The 17666-nt window shown below is 72.8% G+C and carries 15 protein-coding genes; 5 read left to right on the top strand and 10 right to left on the bottom strand.

What is annotated here, in order from left to right:
• Positions 1–17 precede the first annotated feature (17 nt).
• Positions 18–479 carry a MarR family winged helix-turn-helix transcriptional regulator gene (locus YWW_RS0126030; RefSeq protein ID WP_026932365.1) on the bottom strand — a complete coding sequence of 154 codons (462 nt, stop codon included), beginning with the start codon at positions 477–479 and terminating at the stop codon, positions 18–20.
• 131 nt (positions 480–610) lie between these two features.
• Between YWW_RS0126030 and YWW_RS0126025 the strand changes: the two genes are divergently transcribed.
• A complete protein-coding gene (locus YWW_RS0126025; RefSeq protein ID WP_026932364.1) occupies positions 611–1465 on the top strand; it encodes a dioxygenase family protein in 855 nt (284 codons plus the stop codon).
• A 145-nt stretch (positions 1466–1610) separates the two neighbouring features.
• Here the strand turns inward: YWW_RS0126025 and YWW_RS0126020 are convergent, their stop codons facing one another.
• The 4 genes from YWW_RS0126020 to YWW_RS0126005 all read right to left on the bottom strand — a co-directional run bounded on the left by YWW_RS0126020 (position 1611) and on the right by YWW_RS0126005 (position 6246).
• Positions 1611–2324, bottom strand: a complete 714-nt coding sequence (locus YWW_RS0126020) for a class I SAM-dependent methyltransferase (protein ID WP_051326340.1) — start codon at positions 2322–2324, stop codon at positions 1611–1613.
• 870 nt (positions 2325–3194) lie between these two features.
• The gene (locus YWW_RS0126015; protein ID WP_026932362.1) at positions 3195–4433 is read right to left on the bottom strand and encodes an amidohydrolase family protein; all 1239 of its coding nucleotides are present in this window, start codon (positions 4431–4433) and stop codon (positions 3195–3197) included.
• A 51-nt stretch (positions 4434–4484) separates the two neighbouring features.
• Positions 4485–5588, bottom strand: a complete 1104-nt coding sequence (locus YWW_RS0126010) for an adenosine deaminase (RefSeq protein ID WP_035697803.1) — start codon at positions 5586–5588, stop codon at positions 4485–4487.
• A gap of 37 nt (positions 5589–5625) precedes the next feature.
• Positions 5626–6246, bottom strand: coding sequence for a DUF4272 domain-containing protein (locus YWW_RS0126005; protein ID WP_162146010.1), 621 nt, complete (start codon positions 6244–6246; stop codon positions 5626–5628).
• 485 nt (positions 6247–6731) lie between these two features.
• Between YWW_RS0126005 and YWW_RS0126000 the strand changes: the two genes are divergently transcribed.
• From YWW_RS0126000 to YWW_RS34600, 3 genes are all read left to right on the top strand, one after another.
• Positions 6732–7796: a hypothetical protein gene (locus YWW_RS0126000; protein WP_155830417.1), complete on the top strand. Its 1065-nt coding sequence runs from the start codon at positions 6732–6734 to the stop codon at positions 7794–7796.
• Positions 7797–7898: 102 nt separating this feature from the next.
• Positions 7899–9338 (top strand): serine/threonine-protein kinase, encoded by a 1440-nt coding sequence (locus tag YWW_RS33235; protein WP_155830416.1) that lies wholly within the window; start codon positions 7899–7901, stop codon positions 9336–9338.
• Positions 9339–10034: a ComEA family DNA-binding protein gene (locus YWW_RS34600; RefSeq protein ID WP_051326337.1), complete on the top strand. Its 696-nt coding sequence runs from the start codon at positions 9339–9341 to the stop codon at positions 10032–10034.
• Positions 10035–10039: 5 nt separating this feature from the next.
• On the opposite strand, the gene YWW_RS33225 is transcribed toward YWW_RS34600, so the two are convergent.
• From YWW_RS33225 to YWW_RS36595, 4 genes are all read right to left on the bottom strand, one after another.
• Positions 10040–10717, bottom strand: a complete 678-nt coding sequence (locus tag YWW_RS33225) for a hypothetical protein (protein ID WP_051326336.1) — start codon at positions 10715–10717, stop codon at positions 10040–10042.
• A 131-nt stretch (positions 10718–10848) separates the two neighbouring features.
• Entirely contained in the window at positions 10849–11559 is a 711-nt protein-coding gene (locus YWW_RS34595) for a hypothetical protein (protein WP_026932357.1), read from the bottom strand.
• A 181-nt stretch (positions 11560–11740) separates the two neighbouring features.
• Positions 11741–14464: a DEAD/DEAH box helicase gene (locus tag YWW_RS0125970; RefSeq protein WP_026932356.1), complete on the bottom strand. Its 2724-nt coding sequence runs from the start codon at positions 14462–14464 to the stop codon at positions 11741–11743.
• Between the two features lie 95 nt (positions 14465–14559).
• Positions 14560–15225, bottom strand: a complete 666-nt coding sequence (locus YWW_RS36595) for a hypothetical protein (RefSeq protein ID WP_026932355.1) — start codon at positions 15223–15225, stop codon at positions 14560–14562.
• A gap of 130 nt (positions 15226–15355) precedes the next feature.
• On the opposite strand from YWW_RS36595, the gene YWW_RS0125960 reads away from it, so the two are divergent.
• Positions 15356–17041 (top strand): N-6 DNA methylase, encoded by a 1686-nt coding sequence (locus YWW_RS0125960; protein WP_026932354.1) that lies wholly within the window; start codon positions 15356–15358, stop codon positions 17039–17041.
• Here the strand turns inward: YWW_RS0125960 and YWW_RS0125955 are convergent.
• Entirely contained in the window at positions 17025–17435 is a 411-nt protein-coding gene (locus YWW_RS0125955) for a VOC family protein (RefSeq protein WP_026932353.1), read from the bottom strand. The two genes, YWW_RS0125960 and YWW_RS0125955, sit on opposite strands and share 17 nt — an antisense overlap.
• Between the last annotated feature and the right edge of the window lie 231 nt (positions 17436–17666).

The following is a 17666-nucleotide window of genomic DNA, read 5'->3' as shown; positions in this document are numbered from 1 at the left end:
GGATCCGAAAGGCGACGCTAGCCCTCTTCGATGCGGGTGAGGATGCGCTTCGCCAGGACGCCGAAGCGGGCCGTCTCGTCCTCGTCGAGGACGTCGAAGACCAGGTGGCGGACGAGGGCGACGTGGCCGGGAGCGGCCTTGGCGAGGATGTCCAGGCCGTGGTCGGTGAGCTTGGCGAGCGTGGCGCGCCCGTCGGTGGGGCAGGCGAAGCGCTCGATGAGCCCGGCCTCCTCGAGGCGGCGGGCGACGTGGGACAGGCGCGAGAGGGAGCCGTTGCACAGGTAGGCGAGATCGCTCATCCGGCGCGTGTGGTCCTCGGCCCGCTCCAGGACGGCGAGCACGCCGTATTCGAAGTGGCTGAGCTTCGCGTCGCGCCGCAGCTGCTCGTCGAGCGCACTGGGGAGCTTCATGACCAGGCTGATGAGGGCCAGCCAGGTCTCCATCTCGGCATCGTCGAGCCAAAGCGCGTCGTCACTCATCCCACAAGCTTAACTTCGCTGCTTGCCGCGGCGGCTTGAGCGAGTAATCTTAGTTGAAGGTTCAATATTTCCTGGGAATCATTCACCCGACACCCCGCAGTGGACCCCCATGGAGCGGACGAGGAGAGACCATGACCGCCCAAGCCGGAGCCGCGTTCGACGCGTTCCTTCGGACCACCGCCCCCGAGGCCGCCGAGCGCCGCCCCTGGACGAGCGCCGACGGCCCGATGCCGGTCCTGTACCTCAGCCACGGCGCGCCGCCGCTGTTCGACGAGGCCGACTGGATCGACCGGCTCTTCGCCTGGGCGCAGCGCCTGCCGAAGCCCAAGGGCATCCTCATCGTCAGCGCCCACTGGGAGTCGGCCCCGCTCATGCTCTCCAGCCCCGAGGCGGGCACGCCGCTGGTCTACGACTTCGGCGGCTTCGACGAGCGCTTCTTCCGGATGCGGTACGCCACGCCCGACGCGAGCGCGATGGCCGAGCGGGTGGCCGCGGCGATGCCCGACGCCGAACCGCTCCACCGGCACCCGAGCCGGGGCCTGGACCACGGCGCGTGGGTGCCGCTCAAGGTCATGTACCCCGACGGGGACGTCCCGGTGCTCCAGCTGTCGATCCCGACGCACGACCCGGACCGGCTCATGGGCATCGGCCGCCGGCTGCGGCCGCTGCGCGACGAGGGCTACCTGGTCATCGGCTCGGGCTTCATGACCCACGGGCTGCCGTACATCGACTTCTCGGACCGGGTCCCGGGCTGGTCGTCCGACTTCGACGCCTGGGCCGCCGAGGCCCTGGCCGCGGGCGACGTCGATACGCTCGCCTCGTACCGCTCGAAGGCGCCCGGGATGCCGTACGCGCACCCGACGGTGGACCACTACGTGCCGCTGTTCATCGCCTACGGCGCGGCGAGCGAGGCCGAGCAGGCCGCCGAGACCGTCATCGACGGCTTCTGGTTCGGCCTCTCGAGGCGCTCCTTCCAACTCGCCTGAGCGGGCCCGCGCGGGCCTGGGCGTCGACGTCGGCCGGAGTGACCGGCGGCAGGCGGGCGTCGGCATCGGCGCGGGCGCGCCGCCGTTCGGTGAACCCGCTGCGCGAGAACGGCGTCCCCGCCGGACGATGCGCGGTCGGCTGCGGTTATTTGAAGCCGCGGTGGAGGGCCACGGCGCCGCCGGCGAGATTGCGCCAGGCGACCTTCCGGTAGCCGGCCTTCACGATCCGCTCGGCGAAGGCGGCCTGGTCGGGCCAGTCCATGGTCGTCTCGGCGAGGTACTTGTAGGCCTCGGGGTCGGAGGCGACGCGCGCGGCGACCTTCGGGAGGATGCGCTTGACGAACAGGCCGTGCGCGGCCCGGTAAGGCTTCCAGGCGGGGCGCGAGACCTCGCACAGGACGAGGCGGCCGCCGGGCTGGAGGACCCGCAGGATCTCGGCGAGGCAGGCGTCGAGGTCGACGACGTTGCGGATGAAGAACGAGCCGGTGACGGCGTTGAACGTGTCGTCGGCGAAGGGCAGGCGGAGCGCGTCCCCGGCGACCAGGGGCACCTGCCGGTCGGCGTGGGCCTTGAGCATGCCGATGGAGATGTCCAGGCCGATGACATCGGCGCCGGACCTGGCCAGTTCGGCGGTGGAGACGCCGGTGCCGGCCCCGAGGTCGAGGCACCGCTCCCCCGGTTGCAGGCTGAGCGCCTCGCGGGTGGCCCTGCGCCAGCGCTTGTCCTGCCCGGCGACCATCACGGTGTTGGTGCGGTCGTATCCCGGAGCGACCCGGTCGAACATCGCGGCAACGCGACGGGGCTCCTTACTGGGGGTGTTCGCTTCATTCGCCTGGCTCACGGGCTCAGCCTCGCACATCGTGGAACGGGGGGCCGCCGGAGCCCTGGCAGTGTGGGCCGGAGCCGACCGGGACGGTGACCGAGCCCTCATTCGAGGCGGCGGGACCCGCTCGGGCCCTGGTGGCGGGGCCTCGCCGGGGACAGAGAAATCCGCCGGAGCCCTGTCGGTGTGGGCCCCGGCGGATCAAGGGGTTAGCGGGCGCGCGGAGTGCGCGTCACGCGCTGCCTCGAGGGAGCTGGGAAAGGAAGGCAGCGCGTTCGCCCGGCGGGAGTGCCCTTTCGGGAAGGCCGGTGAGCCGGAGATCGGCTCGGGTCGACGATCGGAATGTCTGCGCGGCAAGGCGGAGCGCGTCCGGATCAGCGGTCGCCGTGATCATCTGCTCCTCCTCGCGTCATCCGGCTCGGACGGTGGTCGGGCCGCGTCCGGGGTGAAGGGCTCGGGTCCGCCGATCGTGATCCGATCGACTTTCGGGCCGCCCCGCGGTGCGGTCTGCGTTACAGGACCACACTGACGCACCCGGGCTGTGATGTCGATCTATGAAACCGAACCGTTATCGCACGTGACCCATCCGATAACTACGGCGTGCTCGCTGTCACATTTCGGCTGGTAGTTGGCCCTTTCGGGGTGGGAGTGCGCCGTTTGGGGAGGTTTAACGCGGACATGAGCATGTGAACTGGAGGTTTCGCGGCGGCGGCGAGCGGCGGGAAGGGACCGCGGACGACGATCGGCGGGGCGCGCGTACACACACAAACGCGCGCCCCGCCATCTCCAGGGGATAGAGGAGAGCGGCGAGCGCCGCTCCCCAATGGGGTCGAAGTCCTGAGCCCTGCCAGCATCCCGGACACGAGCGGCGCGGCACAAGCAGTGTGACCGAACCGTTATCGAAACTCAATGTTCGATGAGGCGGCCCTTGACGACGGTGGCCTTGCAGTTCCCCGCCGCCTCCGACACGAGCGCGGCGTACGGGTTGGCCTCGGTGTCGACGTCGAACACGGCCAGGTCGGCGCGGGCACCGACCTTGATGGCGCCGATGTCGCTGCGCCCGAGCGCCTTCGCGCCGCCTTCGGTGGCGGCGCGGACGAGCCACTCGTTGAGGCCGTCGCCGTCGTCGCCCTGGGCGAGGGCCAGCTTGCGCAGCACGGGCCATTCGGCGGCGACGTCGAGGTCGGGCGCCGAGGCCCGCGAGTCGGTGCCGACGGCGACGGGGTTGCCTTCGGCGCGGTGCGCGGCCACGGGCGCCTCCCCCGCTTCGAGGCGGGCGTTCGAGCGGGCGCACAGGGCCACGGCGGTGCCCTGCTCGCGCAGGAGCGCCCGGTCCTCGGCGTCGAGGTGGACGCCGTGGGCGACATGGGAGTCGGCGCCGAGCCAGCCCACCTTCGCCATCTGCTGGGCCGGCGAGTGCCCGGCGCCGCCCGCGGCGAGTTCGAGGTCGAGGCCGATGCGGCGGTTCATGAACGCGAACGGCCCCGAGCCGCGGCGCACGAACATGTCCTCATGGGTGGTCTCGGCCAGGTGCGGGTGGAGGCGGATGTCGAGGGTGCGGGCCAGCTCGGCGAGGCTCTTGGCGACGCCGGTGCCCAGTGAGTAGAGCGTGTGCGGGCTGACGCCGACGGCCAGGTCGGAGCCGTTGACGGCGCGCGTCTCGGTGACGATCTCCCGCCAGGCCTTGCGGCGCTCCTCCCAGGCCTCGTCGTCGATGAAGCAGGCCTCCCAGTAGGCGACGCCCGCCAGGTCGGAGGCCAGGAGCGGCTCGAACGCGGCGGCCGGGGTGACGACGTCGGCGACGGCGGTGACGCCGGCCGCGAGGGACTGGTCGACGCCGTCCTGGGCGGCGGCCTTCCACTCATCGTCGGCGGTGGCCGGGTTGCGCCTGGCGAACTCCTGGATCCACTCGAAGAATTCCTTCTCATTGCCGTGCATGTCGGCGAAGCCGGTGTAGCACAGGTGGGTGTGGGCGTTGACCAGGCCGGGGGTGAGGACGCCCGCGAAGGCGGTGGCGTCCTCGGATTCGGGGGCGTCGGCGGCTGGCCCGACGTAGGCGATCCGGTCGCCGTCGACCCCGACCGCGCCGTCGCGGACGGGATCGCCGGCGATCGGGACGACGACGGGGGCGGTGTAGATGTGCATGCGGCGAGCTTACCGAGCGTGCCGTTCAGACTCCGAGAGCGGAGGCGGCGCTCACGCGGCGCGGTCGGCCCGGTCTTCGAGCCGCTCGTAGGCGGGGAGGACGACCTCGTCGATGAGGCGGCGGCGCTCCGGGTAGGGCAGGAACGCGGCCTCCAGGGCGTTCACGGTGCAGCGCTTGAGCTCCGGCCAGCTCCAGCCGAAGTTCTCGGACAGCAGCTGGAACTCGCGGGAGGTGTGGGTGCGGCTCATCAGGCGGTTGTCGTTGTTGACCGTGACGCGGAAGCCGAGGTCGTACAGGTCTCCCACCGGGTGGGTCTCGATCGACTCGGCGGCGCCGGTCTGGAGGTTGGACGAGGGGCACACCTCGAGGGCGATGCGGCGGTCGCGGATGTAGCTCGCCAGGCGTCCGAGCTTCGGTTCGTCACCGCGGAGGTCGATGTCCTCCATGAGCCTGACGCCGTGGCCGATCCGCTCGGCGCCGCACTGGGCGACGGCCCCGCTGATCGAGGGCAGGTGGGCCGACTCGCCGGCGTGGATGGTGAACCGCATGCATTCGCGCCGCAGGTGGTCGAAGGCGTCCAGGTGGGCCTCGGCCGGGTGGCCGATCTCGGCTCCGGCGATGTCGAAGCCGACGACGCCCTTGTCGCGGTAGGCGACGGCGAGTTCGGCGATCTCCTTGACGCGGTTCGCGTGGCGCATGCCGCACAGGATGGTGCCGGTCGTGATGGGGTGGCCGGCCGCGGCGGCACGGCGTTCGCCTTCGGCGAGCCCGGCGACGGTGGCCTCGACGACCTCGCCGAGGCTCATACCGCGCTGCAGCTGCTGCTCGGGGGCGTAGCGCAGCTCGGCGTAGACGACGCCGTCGGCGGCGAGGTCCTCGACGGCCTCGGCGGCGACGCGGGCGCAGTTGTCGGGGGTCTGGAGGACGGCGACGGTGTGGTCGAAGGTCGTCAGGTAGCGCTCCAGGCTGCCGGAGTTCGCGGCCTCGAAGAACCAGTCGGCGAGCGCCTTCGGATCATGGGCGGGGAGAGGGTGGTCGATCTCGGCGGCGAGCTCGATGAGGGTCTGGGGACGCAGACCGCCGTCGAGGTGCTCGTGGAGCACCGCCTTGGGGGCGGAACGGATCTCGTCGTGGGTCAGCGGCTTGAAATTCATTCCGCGAATGGTAGTCACCGGCTCTCGCGAGGACGCCTCAGAGTCGCACCTCGTCCCAGTGGACGGGGCGCTCCTCGGCGAAGACCACGGCCCACTCCAGGGCCCAGCGGCGGTGCCAGACGAGGCTGTCGTCCACGCCGGGCGGCAGGGCCGCGCCGGCGCGCCTGGACTGGTCGCACACCCAGTCCAGGCAGTAGTACAGATCGAGCATCTCAGCGACGACGCCGGCGTCCCGGGTGGGCGTCAGGTGGCGGTCGCGCCATTCGCTGAACGACTCGGGGCGGCGCAGGTCCGGCAGGAGCTCGGGGAGCTCTTCGGAGCAGGCGACGGTGGGGTCGAGGTGGTCGACGAGACCGAGCAGCCAGGCGACGGCGTAGAGGCACTCGAGCTGGTCGGCGTAGCGGGCCCGTTCGCCTCTGCCGCAGGCGATGAAGCCCCATTCGTCGGGGGTCAGGTGGTCCAGGACGTGGGCGTCGAGCAGCCAGCGCATGGCGAGTTCCTCGGGCATGTTGAACACGCGGGCCTGGACGATGTTGAGGATGGCCGCGCGCGCCTCCATGTGGACCCGGGGGCGGAGCCTGGGGAGACGGCCTTCGGGGAAGGGCATGGGGAAGCGTTCGGGGGGCGCGGGTATGCCCAGGGCACCGAGACCGTCCACTGTACGCACTCTAACGCTGCGGGGATCTGTGACCAGCGACGGCATATGGGCTCCCTACCACTAAGGGTTCACCTGACGGGGTGGTTGCATAACACGGAAGGGTATTTGTGAAAGACTGTAGCGTCCGACACATGTTCCAGTCAATCCGGGCCCGGTGAGACGCGCGCCGCGCCACCTTCGGGCATTCGACGGTTACGCAGGTGTTTCGCGGCTGATCACGGTGAGTCTCTTGTGGCCGGGGCCACGGCCCGCGACGGAGCGTCCGCAGAGCGTCAGATACGGGAACGCGGCCCCGCGGCCTCGCACCCCGGCCGGAGGCGGAGGCTTTTCGGTCGAAATTGGACAAGGCGCTTATATCGTGCCCCGCTTTCGGGTCGAAGGGGGAATTCTCCGCGTTCCACGCAACGGGGGCAAGCGTTTCAAGCGTCGTAACGGTGACGGGATCGCCCGATCCCGAACGAACCGCTTCCCGAGAGGACGACACGATGTCAACCACGGTGCAACGGCATTCGAAGCCCTGCAGGGCATTGGCAGCCGCCGCGGTGCTGCTCGCGGCGGGCGCGGGCGCCCTTCCGGCGCAAGCCGCCTCGGCGAACGGAACCGATGCGGCGGAGCTCTCGTGCGAGCTGGAGACGCTCCCGATCCCCGACGGGCTGCTGTTCACCTTCACGACCGGCATGAGCGACGACGGCTCGGTCATCGCCTACCGAGCCTATCCGCTCGACTTCGGCTTCGAGCGCTACACGATGCTGTACTCCGGCGGCAAGGTCACCGAGGTGCCGATCCCCGGCGAGGACCAGGCGCTGAACGATGTGAACTCCGGCGGCGAGGCCGCCGCCTCCACCTGGCTCGGCGACGGCTCGGTCCCGTACGCGTGGCGCGGGGGCAAGGCCGCGGAGCTGCCGAACACCGGCGGCGGCGAGGCGAACGGGATCAACGAGCACGGCGACATCGTGGGCCAGAGCGGCTCGCAGCCGGTGCTGTGGCCGGCCGGCTCCGAGGAGGCGGTCGAGCTGGAGCTTCCCGAGAAGGCCGTCTGGGGCACCGCCACCGACATCGGCGACGACGGCACGATCGTCGGCTACTTCTCCATCGAGAACGGCGACTTCAAGCCGTACGCATGGAACAGCGACGGCACCGGCTCCGAGCTGCCGTGGCCGGAGGGCGTCGAGCCGGGCACGGCCCACTCCTACGTTTCGGACCTGAACGGCCAGTGGGCCTCGGGGTACCTGGACACGCCGGAGCACCCCGGGGCGGGCATCCGCTGGAACCTCGCCGAGGGCACGGCCGAGGTCCTGGAGATCGAGGGCCCCGCGGCGGTCGCCGCCGACGGCACCGCGGCCGGATCGCTCTTCCCCGACGCCGCCGTCCAGACCCGCGAGGGGGTCGTCGCGCTGCCGGGCGTCAGCGACCCGGCCGACAACTACTTCGGCGACCAGGCCGACTCGATCAGCTCCGACGGCTCGATCGTCGCCGGGAGCGTCTACGTCGGCGAGGACGCCACCGGCATGCACACCCTCAACGCGGTCAGGTGGACCTGCGAGCCGTAGTGTCCTCGACGGCCGAAGCGGGCCCGTCCGGCCGCGCCGGGCGGGCCGCGCCCGTGCCCGACCGGTCTCGGGGCCGTGGCGATCGTGCAGTACAACGGACCGGTGAACAGCACTCGCGTCATCGCCGACCGATACGAACTGGCCCGGCCGGTCGGCGCGGGCGGCATGGGCCGCGTCTGGCAGGGCGTCGACGCCCGCCTCGGACGCGAGGTGGCCGTCAAGGTCGTCAGGCCCGACCTGCTGGAGGGCCCGCAGCGGGACGAGGCCGCCGCGCGGTTCCGCCGCGAAGCCCGCGTCACCGCCCAGATCGCGCACCCCGGCGTCCCGGCGATCTTCGACGCCGGGGTCGACGAGGACTCGGGCGAGCTGTACCTCGTCATGGCCTACCTGCCGGGGCTGAGCCTGCGCGACCTGCTCGACGAGACCGGCCCGCTCCCGGCCGACTGGTCGACCGCGATCGGCGCGCAGCTCGCGTCCGTGCTGGCCGCCGCCCACGCCCGCCAGGTGATCCACCGGGACCTCAAGCCCGCCAACATCATCGTCGGACTCGATGGGCGGGTGTCGGTGGTGGACTTCGGGATCGCCGCGATCCTCGAAGGCGACCCGACCCGCCTGACCGCCACCGGCGACAAGCCGGGCACGCTGAACTACATGGCGCCCGAGCAGATCAGGGCGCGCCCGGCGGGCCCGGCCTCCGATCTGTACGCGCTCGGGGCCCTGCTGTACGAGATGGCCACCGGCGAGCGGCTGTTCGCCGGGCGCGGCAGCGCCTACGAGGTCCAGACCGCGCACCTGGAGGAGGTCCCCGAGCCGGTGCGCCGCCGCCGGCCGGAGCTGCCGCCCGAGTTCGACGACCTCATCGGGCACCTGCTGCGCAAGGACCCCGGCGAGCGGCCGGGCGACGCCGCCGCGGTCTACCTCGTGCTCGCCGGGCTCCTCGAACGGCTGCCCGTCTCCGGCATGGCCGCCCGCGACTCGGGCGACCCGACCTGGCCGTTCCGGGCGCCGCTGGCGCCGCCGTCCGTCGCCCGGGAGGCCGCGGCCGAGCTCGGTCGGACCGCCGCGGCGCCGCGCGCCGCCGAGCGCCTCGCCGGGGCCGAAGGGCGCCTGCGCGAGGGCGACTTCGGCGGCGCGCTCACCGCGTTCCGGGCGCTGGCCGCCGACTTCGAGGCGGCCGACCCGGCCGAGGCCCTCCACTGCCAGGTGCGGGCGGCGCAATGCCTTGCGGCGCTGGGAAACGCGGCGACCGCGCTCAGCGGGCTGCACAGCGTCGTCGAGCGCCTGCGGCGCCTGGCGGGCGAGGCCGACCGGCGCACGCTGCGCGGGCGCCGCGCCGCGGTCGACATGCTGGCCGCGCTCGGGCGCGGCGCCGAGGCGCACGGGGCGCTCGCGGGCCTCGCCGTCGACATGGCGGCCGCGCTCGGCGAGGACGACCCCGATACCATTGAGGCCAGGCGGCTGCTGCGTGCCTGGTCCGTTCCTCCCCAGGCGGGCCCCGGGTGGCCGGTGCAGATCCAATCCACGGCTGGGAGTCCCCCGTAAATGACCGTCCCCGGTCCCGTCGTTCCCCAACAGCGCCTCAAGACCGCCTCCGAGATCGGCACGATCCTGTGGGCGATGCTGCCGATCCTCACCTGCGGCTTCGGCGTGGCCATCGCCTTCGGTGCGGCCGTGGCGAAGCGGCGCACCCCGGCCACGATCGCCGCCCTCGTCGGCTACAGCGCCCTGTCGCTGACGTGGATCTGCCTGGCTGGCACCTTCGGCGATCAGGCGCCGGGGTGGGCCGACGCGCTCATATACGCGATCCTGCCGGTCGTGACGGTGGTGGCGACGGTGCACCTGTTCGTGATCCGGCCGCTGGTGTGGGCGCCGCCGGCGCCGGCGCCGGACGTGCTGGTGGCCAGGGCGAGCGGCCCCGAAGCGGTCGACCGGGCCAGGCGGCTGCGCGCGCAGGCCCGCGGCACGGTCGCCGCCGATCCCATGCTGGCCAAGCGGCTCGGCATCGGACGGCCCGACCTGCCGCGCCAGTTCGACGACGGCGGCCTGGTCGACCTCAACCACGCGCCGGTGGGGGTCCTGATGTCGCTGCCGGGCGTGACCGCGGTGAGCGCCAAGCAGATCCGGGACCGGGTGGAGCGCTTCGGGCCGTTCCAGAGCCTCGGTGAGGTGCTGCTGGTCGTCGAGATCAGCCCGACGTTCGAGCACCACCTGCGCGAGTACGTGGTGTTCATACCGTAGGGGCGTCAGAGGTAGTCGAAGCAGATGATGCCGGACGTGCGGCCGAAGTCGTCGACGAGCCCCCGGTAGGCGCTGCCGGTGCATTGGCCCGAGAGCTCCTCGAACACGTCGCCGAACGCACCGCGGTCTTCGAGCTCGAGCTCGAAGACGTCGGTGACGACGGCGTCGGCCACGGCGGGATCGCACGGCCGCGTCCACCATTCGACGTCGCTGGACTCGAAGCACTCCTCGACGGCGGGGACGACCGGGGTCGCGCCCTCGGCGTCCGGCCTTCCGATGGCCTCGAAGCAGAACAGGTACTCGACCTCGCCGGACTCCTCGTCGTGGACCATGTCCCAGCCGGTGTGGGGCCGACCGGGGAAGTACGCGGTGATCTCCTCGCCGCACAGGTCGAACAAGGGCTGATCGTCGACGAGGTCGGCACCGTCCGGGGAACTCGCGCCGGAGTCGCCGCTGATCGCGGTGAGGGTCCAGAACGCCGCCTCGTCGTCGCAGTCGACGGTGAACTCGACGGCGTCGCGGGCGGGGATCTCCCGCGGGAGGCACTCGCCGGGTTCGGCTTCGGTGATGCCGGGTGCGGGGGACTCCTCGTTCGACTCGCAGCCGGTGAGCATCGCGAGGCCGAGCAGTCCGGCGGCGGCGAGGCGCCGCAGCGGGGCGGAGATCGAGGGGTGAGCGGTCATGCTGGCGCTTTCTGCGGAAGAGCGGTCGGGTGCCGGTGCCGGGCGTCTTCGACGATACGGCGGCGGTGCCAGTGCGCGCGGCGAAGGCCCGAGGCACAGCCTCGGGCCTTCGGTTCGGTCGTGCTCGTCGACTACTCGACGCAGAGCAGGCCGGTGGTCCGGTCGAACTGGTCGAGCAGCTCGTAGTAGGCGGTCCCGCCGCATTCGGCGGTGGCGCCTTCGACGTCGGGGGCCGCCCACTCGGAGGACGGGAACTCGACGGCGTTCGCGACGGTGGAGTCGGCCGCGGCCGAGTCGCACGGGAGGGTCTTCCATTCGGCGTCGGCGCTGGAGAAGCACTCGCCGGTGGTCGGCACGGCGAGGAGCGCGCCCTCGCCGTCCGGCTGGTCGGTGGCCTCGATGCAGAACAGGTAGTCGACGGCGCCGGTCGCCTGGTCGTAGATCATGTTCCAGTCGGTGAGGGGCTTGCCGGGCAGGAGGGCGCCGACCTCCTCGCCGCACAGGTCGAAGATGGGCTGGGGGTCGGCGATGTCGCCGCCGGAGGCGGTGACGCCGGGGTCGGCCTCGATGGCGGTGATCGTCCACTGCGCGGTCGGGTCGGAGCAGTCGATCGTGAACTCGTCGCTGGTGCCGTCGAGGAATCCGGGGGCGAGGCAGTCGCCGGACTGGGCGTCGGCGGCGGCGTCGACCTGCTCGTCGCTGACCTCGGTGGAGCCGGAATCGCCGTCGTCGGAGGACTCCAGGAGGGAGCAGCCGCTCAGGGCCACGGCGCCGGCCAGGCCGACGCCGGCGACGGCGAGGACGCGCTTGAAGGGGGCGGAAGTCGAGGTGTGCTCGGTCATTGGTCGCTTTCTGTGAGCCGCCGCCGGTCGGGTCCCGGTGGCGAGGTTGATGCTCCGCGACTCTAAGGACCGCCTTCCAGCCCCGTGCCGACGGTGCCCACCGGAATAGGCGTACACACCGGCCTCAAGCAGGCATTTCGCCGTTGTGACGGTTGCTTCACGCGGTGTTCGGAGGCGGAGATCACTGGCGCGGGGGTTCGGCGAGGACGGCGACCGCGGCGCGGGCGGGGTCGTCGGCGAACGTCGAGGGGAAGGCGTCGGCGAGCCGCCATCCGGCGCGGCGCAGGGCGCGGTGGCGGGCCAGGTGCGCCCGGGGCCCTTCGGGGTGGACGGCGCAGATGAGGCCGACCGCCCGCTCGCCGTCGCCGACGACGAGGTCGACGCTCCAGTGCCCGGCCGGGTAGGCGCGGCGCACCGGGACGTCCGAGGCGGCGAGGGCGTCCGCGAGGGCGGCGGTCCACTCGTCGGAGCCGGCCTGCCCGTCCACTGGGGATGCCGGTGGGCGGTCGGCGTAGGTGAGGAACTCGCCGACGAGGCCGTCGGGTCCGGTGAGGGCGGTGACGACGTGGAGGTGGGCGCGGGCGCGGGTGATCATGACGTTGAACAGGTTCGGGTTCGCGATGAAGCGCCTGCGCCCGGCCGGGTCGCCGTCGGCGGCGCCGAGGGAGGCGATGACGGTGTCGGCCTCGGAGCCTTGGAAGGCGTGGACGGTGCCGGCGCGGATGCGGCGGGAGCGGATGGTGGCGACGTCGAAGCGCCGCACGACGGCGGCCTCGATCGCCTCGGCCTGGGCGCGGAACGGCGAGAGGACGGCCAGGCCGGTCTCGCCGCGTTCGACGAGCTCGGCGAGCAGTTCGACCGACTTGTCGACTTCGGCTCCGAGGACGCCTTTCGGCGAGGATTTCGCGGCGGTGACGCGGTGGACGGCGATGACGTCGGCGTCGTGGTTGCGCGGGTGGGTGGTGATCGGCTTGACGCGGCCGTGGTAGAACTTCGCGGCCGAGAAGCCGATGAGGTGCGGGACGCTGCGGTGGTGCTCGGTGAGCTCGACGACCGGCCCGGCGCCGCAGGCGAGGTCGTAGGCGCTGACGCGCCTCGTGTCGAGCTGGGCGGCCCGGTCGGCGAGGCCGTGGGAGGCGAGGACCTCGGTCAGGCGCTCCTCGCCGGCGAAGGAGACGAACCGCAGCTGCCTTGGGTCGCCCGCGACGACGGCGCGGCGGGCGCGGGCCAGGACGGGGGCGGCCCGCAGCTGGTTGATGTGGCTGGCCTCGTCGAGGATGACCAGGTCGAACATGCCCGGCACCGAGGGCAGGAGGTCCTCGACGTCGGCGACGGTGCCGATCCACAGCGGCATGGCGCGGAGCATCGCGGCGGCGTCGACGGCGGCGAGCGCGCGGCGCCGCTGGCCGCGGTCGCCGACGCGCAGCGCCGTCGCGAGGTCGGCGAGGGCGCGCCGGGAGGAGCCCGATCGTCTCGCGGCCGAGCCGGTCTCGTGGCTCAGGGCGGTGCCGACGGCGGTGGCGGCGTCGCGGTCGGCCTCCTCCAGGGCGTGCCAGAGCGCGGCCAGGTCGGTGCCTTCGGCGGCGAGGCGGGTCATGGCGCGCCGGTCGCGGGCCGCTTCGAGGGCGCGGGTGAGCGCGGCGGCGGGGCCGTCGGCGCCTGCGAGGGCGCGCAGGCGGCGTCTGGCGAGGCGCCGCCGGAGCCCGGCCCACCAGCGGTCGTCGTCGCCGTGGGCGCGGTGGAGGAGGCGTTCGACCTCGTCGAGGTCGGCCTCCTTCAGGGCGGGGAACTCGTCGAGGAGGAAGGCGGGGGCGGTGAGGGCGCGGGCGCGGCGGGTCTCGAGCTCGAGGGCCCGTGTGATCTCGCCTTCGAGGCGGTCGGTGTAGTCGAGGGCGTCGGCGGCGGCCCGCTCGTGGCGGTCGACCTCGCGTCTGCCGTGGCCTTTGGCGACGCCCGAGCCGAGCCTGGTGGTGAACTCGTCGCGCCGTTCGGAGTCGCCGAACTGGACGGGCAGGGGGCCGGGGTGGCGGTCGAGGAGGGCGGCGAGGACGTCGGCGGCGTGGACGGACTGGGTGGCGATGAGGACCGAGCGGCCCGCGGCGACGGCGTCGAGGGCGACGGCGGCGAGCGTGTGGCTCTTGCCGCAGCCGGGCGCTCCGGCGACGACGGTGACCGCCTCGGTGCGGGCCGCGGCGACGGCGGCGGCCTGCTCGCGGCTGAGCGGGAGGGCGCAGCGCGGCGCCGGGGCGTCGGCGACGGCGGGGGGCTCGCGGTCGTCGGGGTCGTAGATCGCCGCGAGCGCGGTGGCGTCGAGGCCGGGCGCGTCGGCCCAGTCGCGCAGCCGGGAGGCGAGCGGGCTGGGGGCGGCCTCGCGGTCGATGTAGACGACGGGCCGGGGGACGACGACGAGGCGGCCCTGGTCGCGTTCGGGCGGGCCGTCCTCGATCGAGGCGTCGGGGAATCCGGCGGAGGCGGCGGCCTTGCGGAGCCAGTCGGTGTCAGCGAGGAGGGCGTCCCGGCGTTCGGGGTCGAAGACGGATTCGAGCGTCGGGGCGAACTCGGTCTCGGCGAGCTCCTCGCAGACGGCGATGTCGCCGGCGGGTCTCACGTGCTGGCCTCGGGAGAGGGACCTGGTGCTCTCGAGGCGGACGGGGCGGCTGATCAGCGGGTAGCGCACGCGCTGGGTCCTGCCTTCGACGTCGGTGCGCCCCATGACGACGCCCCAGCCTTGGCGCAGCAGCCGCTCGTCGCGGTGGAGCTCGTCGTAGGCCTCGAGCGCGCCGCCGTCCTCGACGTGGTCGAAGGCGGTGCCCCAGGCGGTCTTGGCGCCGAGCCGGTCGAAGGTGGGCGGCTTCGGGGCGGGGGCGAGGTCGGCGAGGGCGGACAGGAGCCTGGACACGCTCATAGCCGCAGTGTACGGCCGAGGCGCAGGCGCCGGGCGGCGCGAAGGAGGACGCGGGTTCCGCCCATGGTCGCCGCGTCCTCCGGTCCGTGCGGGCCTCAGCCCAGCTGGTAGTACGTCTCGGTGCTCTCCGCCGAGGACAGCGAGGACAGGGCGAGGACGGCCTCCTCGACGCCCGCGGAGTCGACGAAGACGCAGCCGTTGGCGGTGAAGGACTCGCCGGGGGCGACCTCGCCGACGTCGACCAGGTCGTTCGGCAGCACGCCGCAGGTGTCCTCGTAGCGGAAGTCGTTGAAGTCGACGGCCATCCACAGGTCCATGAAGGGGTCGGCGGCGGCGTCGCCGTTGTTGGTGCCGGTGAGGGTGAACATCAGGTACTGGGAGCCGTCGGCGGGCTCCTCGTTGAAGGCGTTGGCCTCCAGGATCGTGTCGGTCGCGTCGAGTTCGACCTCGGTGACGGCGACGTCCCAGGCGCCCACCGCCCCGGCGGCGCACCGCTCGAGCGGCGACGCGAAGTCGGTGCCGGCGCCGTCCTCGGCGGGGGCGATCTCGCAGGTGTCGGCGGCGGCGTCCTCGGCGGGCGCCTCCCCTTCGGCCGCGGTGTCCTCCCCGCCTGCGCCGTTCTCGACAGTGCTGGTCTCGGCGTCGGACTCGGCGCCGCCGTCGTCCGAGCCGCAGGCGGCCAGGCCGACCAGTCCGATCAGGCCGGTGCCGGCGACCGCGAGGAGCTTGCGGGCGGCGAGGGCGTCGATGTCGAGTTTCATGATCTGCCTTCCGTGTAGAGCTATTCAACACATGATTCTTGTGAACTTGGTTCACGAGCATAATAGGCTGTGTCAAACCTCAGCAACGCGGGGTAGGTTACGATTCGATAAACGCGAACAGGGGAGCCGCATGTCCGACGACGAGACCATCACCTTGACCGACCTCGCCCGCCTCGCCGAGGTCGGACGCAACGCCGTCAGCAACTGGCGCAGGAGGGAAGCCGACTTCCCGTCCCCAGTGGACGACAGTGCGAGGCGGCCCCGCTTCGCCCTCGCCGAGGTCGAGCGGTGGGCCGCCGAGCACGGCCGCCGCCTCCGCGTCACCCCCGCCGACCGCCTCTGGTTCGCCGTCCAGGGCTCCCACCCCTCAGCCGAAGCCGCCCTCCAGGCCATCGCCGCCGCCCTCGAGAGCCCCGCCGGGCAGGGGGAACTGGCGCACCGCCTCGCCGAGCTCACCGCGACCGCCTCCGCGGCAGAGCTGTTCGAGTTCTTCATCGAGCGCGCCCGCGAGGCCGCCGGGACCGGCACGGCGCCGGGGCTCGGCGCGCTCGTCGACATCGCGGCCGTGTGCGCCCCGCGGAAGGAGCGCCTGGCGGTCCACGACCCCGCCTGCGACGAAGGCGACCTGCTCACCGGGCTGCTCCGCGCCGTCCCCGGCGTCGGCGCCGTCAGCGGCCGGGACCGCTCGGCCGCCAGGGCCGCCGTCTGCGAGCGGCGCCTGCGCCTGGCCGCGCCGGGGGCCGAGGTCCGCGTCGACGTCGGCGACTCCCTCCTCGGCCCGCCGCCCGCGCGGCGCTTCGACCTCGTCGTCTGCGACCCGCCGTTCAACGTCAAGGACTGGGGCTACGACCGGCTCCCCGCCGGCGACGACCCGCGCCTGGCCTACGGCACGCCCCCGCGCACTGAACCCGAACTGGCCTGGGCCCTGCACTGCCTCGCGCTGCTCGGCGAGGGCGGCGTCGCCGTCGTCCGCATGCCCGCCATGGTCGCCCACCGCCGCTCGGGCAGGCGCATCCGCTCCGAGCTGCTGCGATGGGGCGCGCTGCGGGCCGTCGTCGACCACCCCGGCTCCAAGGCGCACATCTGGGTGCTCGCCCCGCGCGCCGAGACCGCGCACCTGCTCGTCTCCACCGGCGGCGACTTCGACACCGCCTGGCGCACCGCCGTCAAGGACCCCGGAGGGACCGTCGCCACCGCCCACTCGGCGACCGTGCCGCTCATGCGGCTGTGGGACGAGGACGTGGACGTCTCCCCCGCCGTCTACCTCGCCGCGGGCGAGACCGACGCCGGCCAGCTCGCCCAGCGGGCCGAACTCCTCGGCGAGCGGATCGCGGCCGCCTCGGACGCCGTGCCGCGCTTCGGCGCCGGCACCGCCGAGACCACCCCGGAGACCGGCCTGGCCGAGCTCGAACGCGACGGGCACCTGACCGTCCGGTCCGGCGCCGCCGAGGGCACCGGCGTCATCGTCGACCCCGTGGGGCCCAGGACCGTCCGGCTCGGCCCGCTCGAGAGCGCCGCCGACGGGCAGTGGACGATCGCCTGCGACGCAGCGGCTCTCGACCCGGGCTGGCTCGCCGCCGTCCTCGCCGCGCGCCTGCCCGCCGCCGCCAAGCGCACCGCCACCGGCGCCAGGCGGCGCATCCTCTCGGTCAAGGTCCCGCGGATCACGCTCGAAGAGCAGCGCAGGAGGGGCGCGGCCTTCGCGGGCGTCCTGACGATGCGCGACGCCCTCGACGAGGCGGGGGCCGAGGCCGCCGCGCTCGCCGCCGAGGCCGCCGCGGGCCTGGTGAGCGGGACGGTCACCGTAGAGGACTGAAGGCGAGCTCGCCGTCGCGCCAGATCACGCCTTTGTTGCGGCACAGGCAGAAAGGGTGCCCGATCGGGTCGGTGTAGACCTGCCAGCCGTAGCCTTCCGGCCCGATGAAGTTCTTCTGGAGCGTCGCGCCGAGCTCGACGACGCGGCGCTGCTCGGGCTCGAACTCGTCCACCTCGAAATCGAGGTGGTACTGCTTGGGGTGCTCGTCGCCGGGCCAGGTCGGCGGCCGGTAGCGCTCCACCCGCTGGAAGGCCAGCTCGATCTCGCCGAAGCGGATGCCGGCCCAGTCGCCATCACTGTCCGGTTTGGGCGATCGGCCGGTCACCTCGGCGTAGAACGACACCAGCGCCATCGGATCCGGGCAGTCGATGATGAAATCGGTGAGTTTCAGCATCAGACGATCTTGCCACGGGCGGCTCGCGGCCGACAGTGGTTTCACCGAGCGGCGCGGGCGCGCCCGGTGGGGCAGAGGAAATCGGGAGTTGCGCGACTGAATCGGTACAGTTATATTCGTTGATACGTACCGCCGAAATCAATCGGGTCTCTCGACGACCGGCACTCGCCGACTCCCACTCCCCCAACGAAAGGCGTCGACATGGGCGACCCCCGCGCTGCACGGACGTTC

Origin of the sequence: Glycomyces tenuis DSM 44171 (assembly GCF_000427885.1) — a bacterium.
GTDB lineage: Bacteria > Actinomycetota > Actinomycetes > Mycobacteriales > Micromonosporaceae > Glycomyces > Glycomyces tenuis.
The sequence above is the reverse complement of the archived record's forward strand: the minus strand, read 5'-3'. Positions and strand labels throughout refer to the sequence as shown.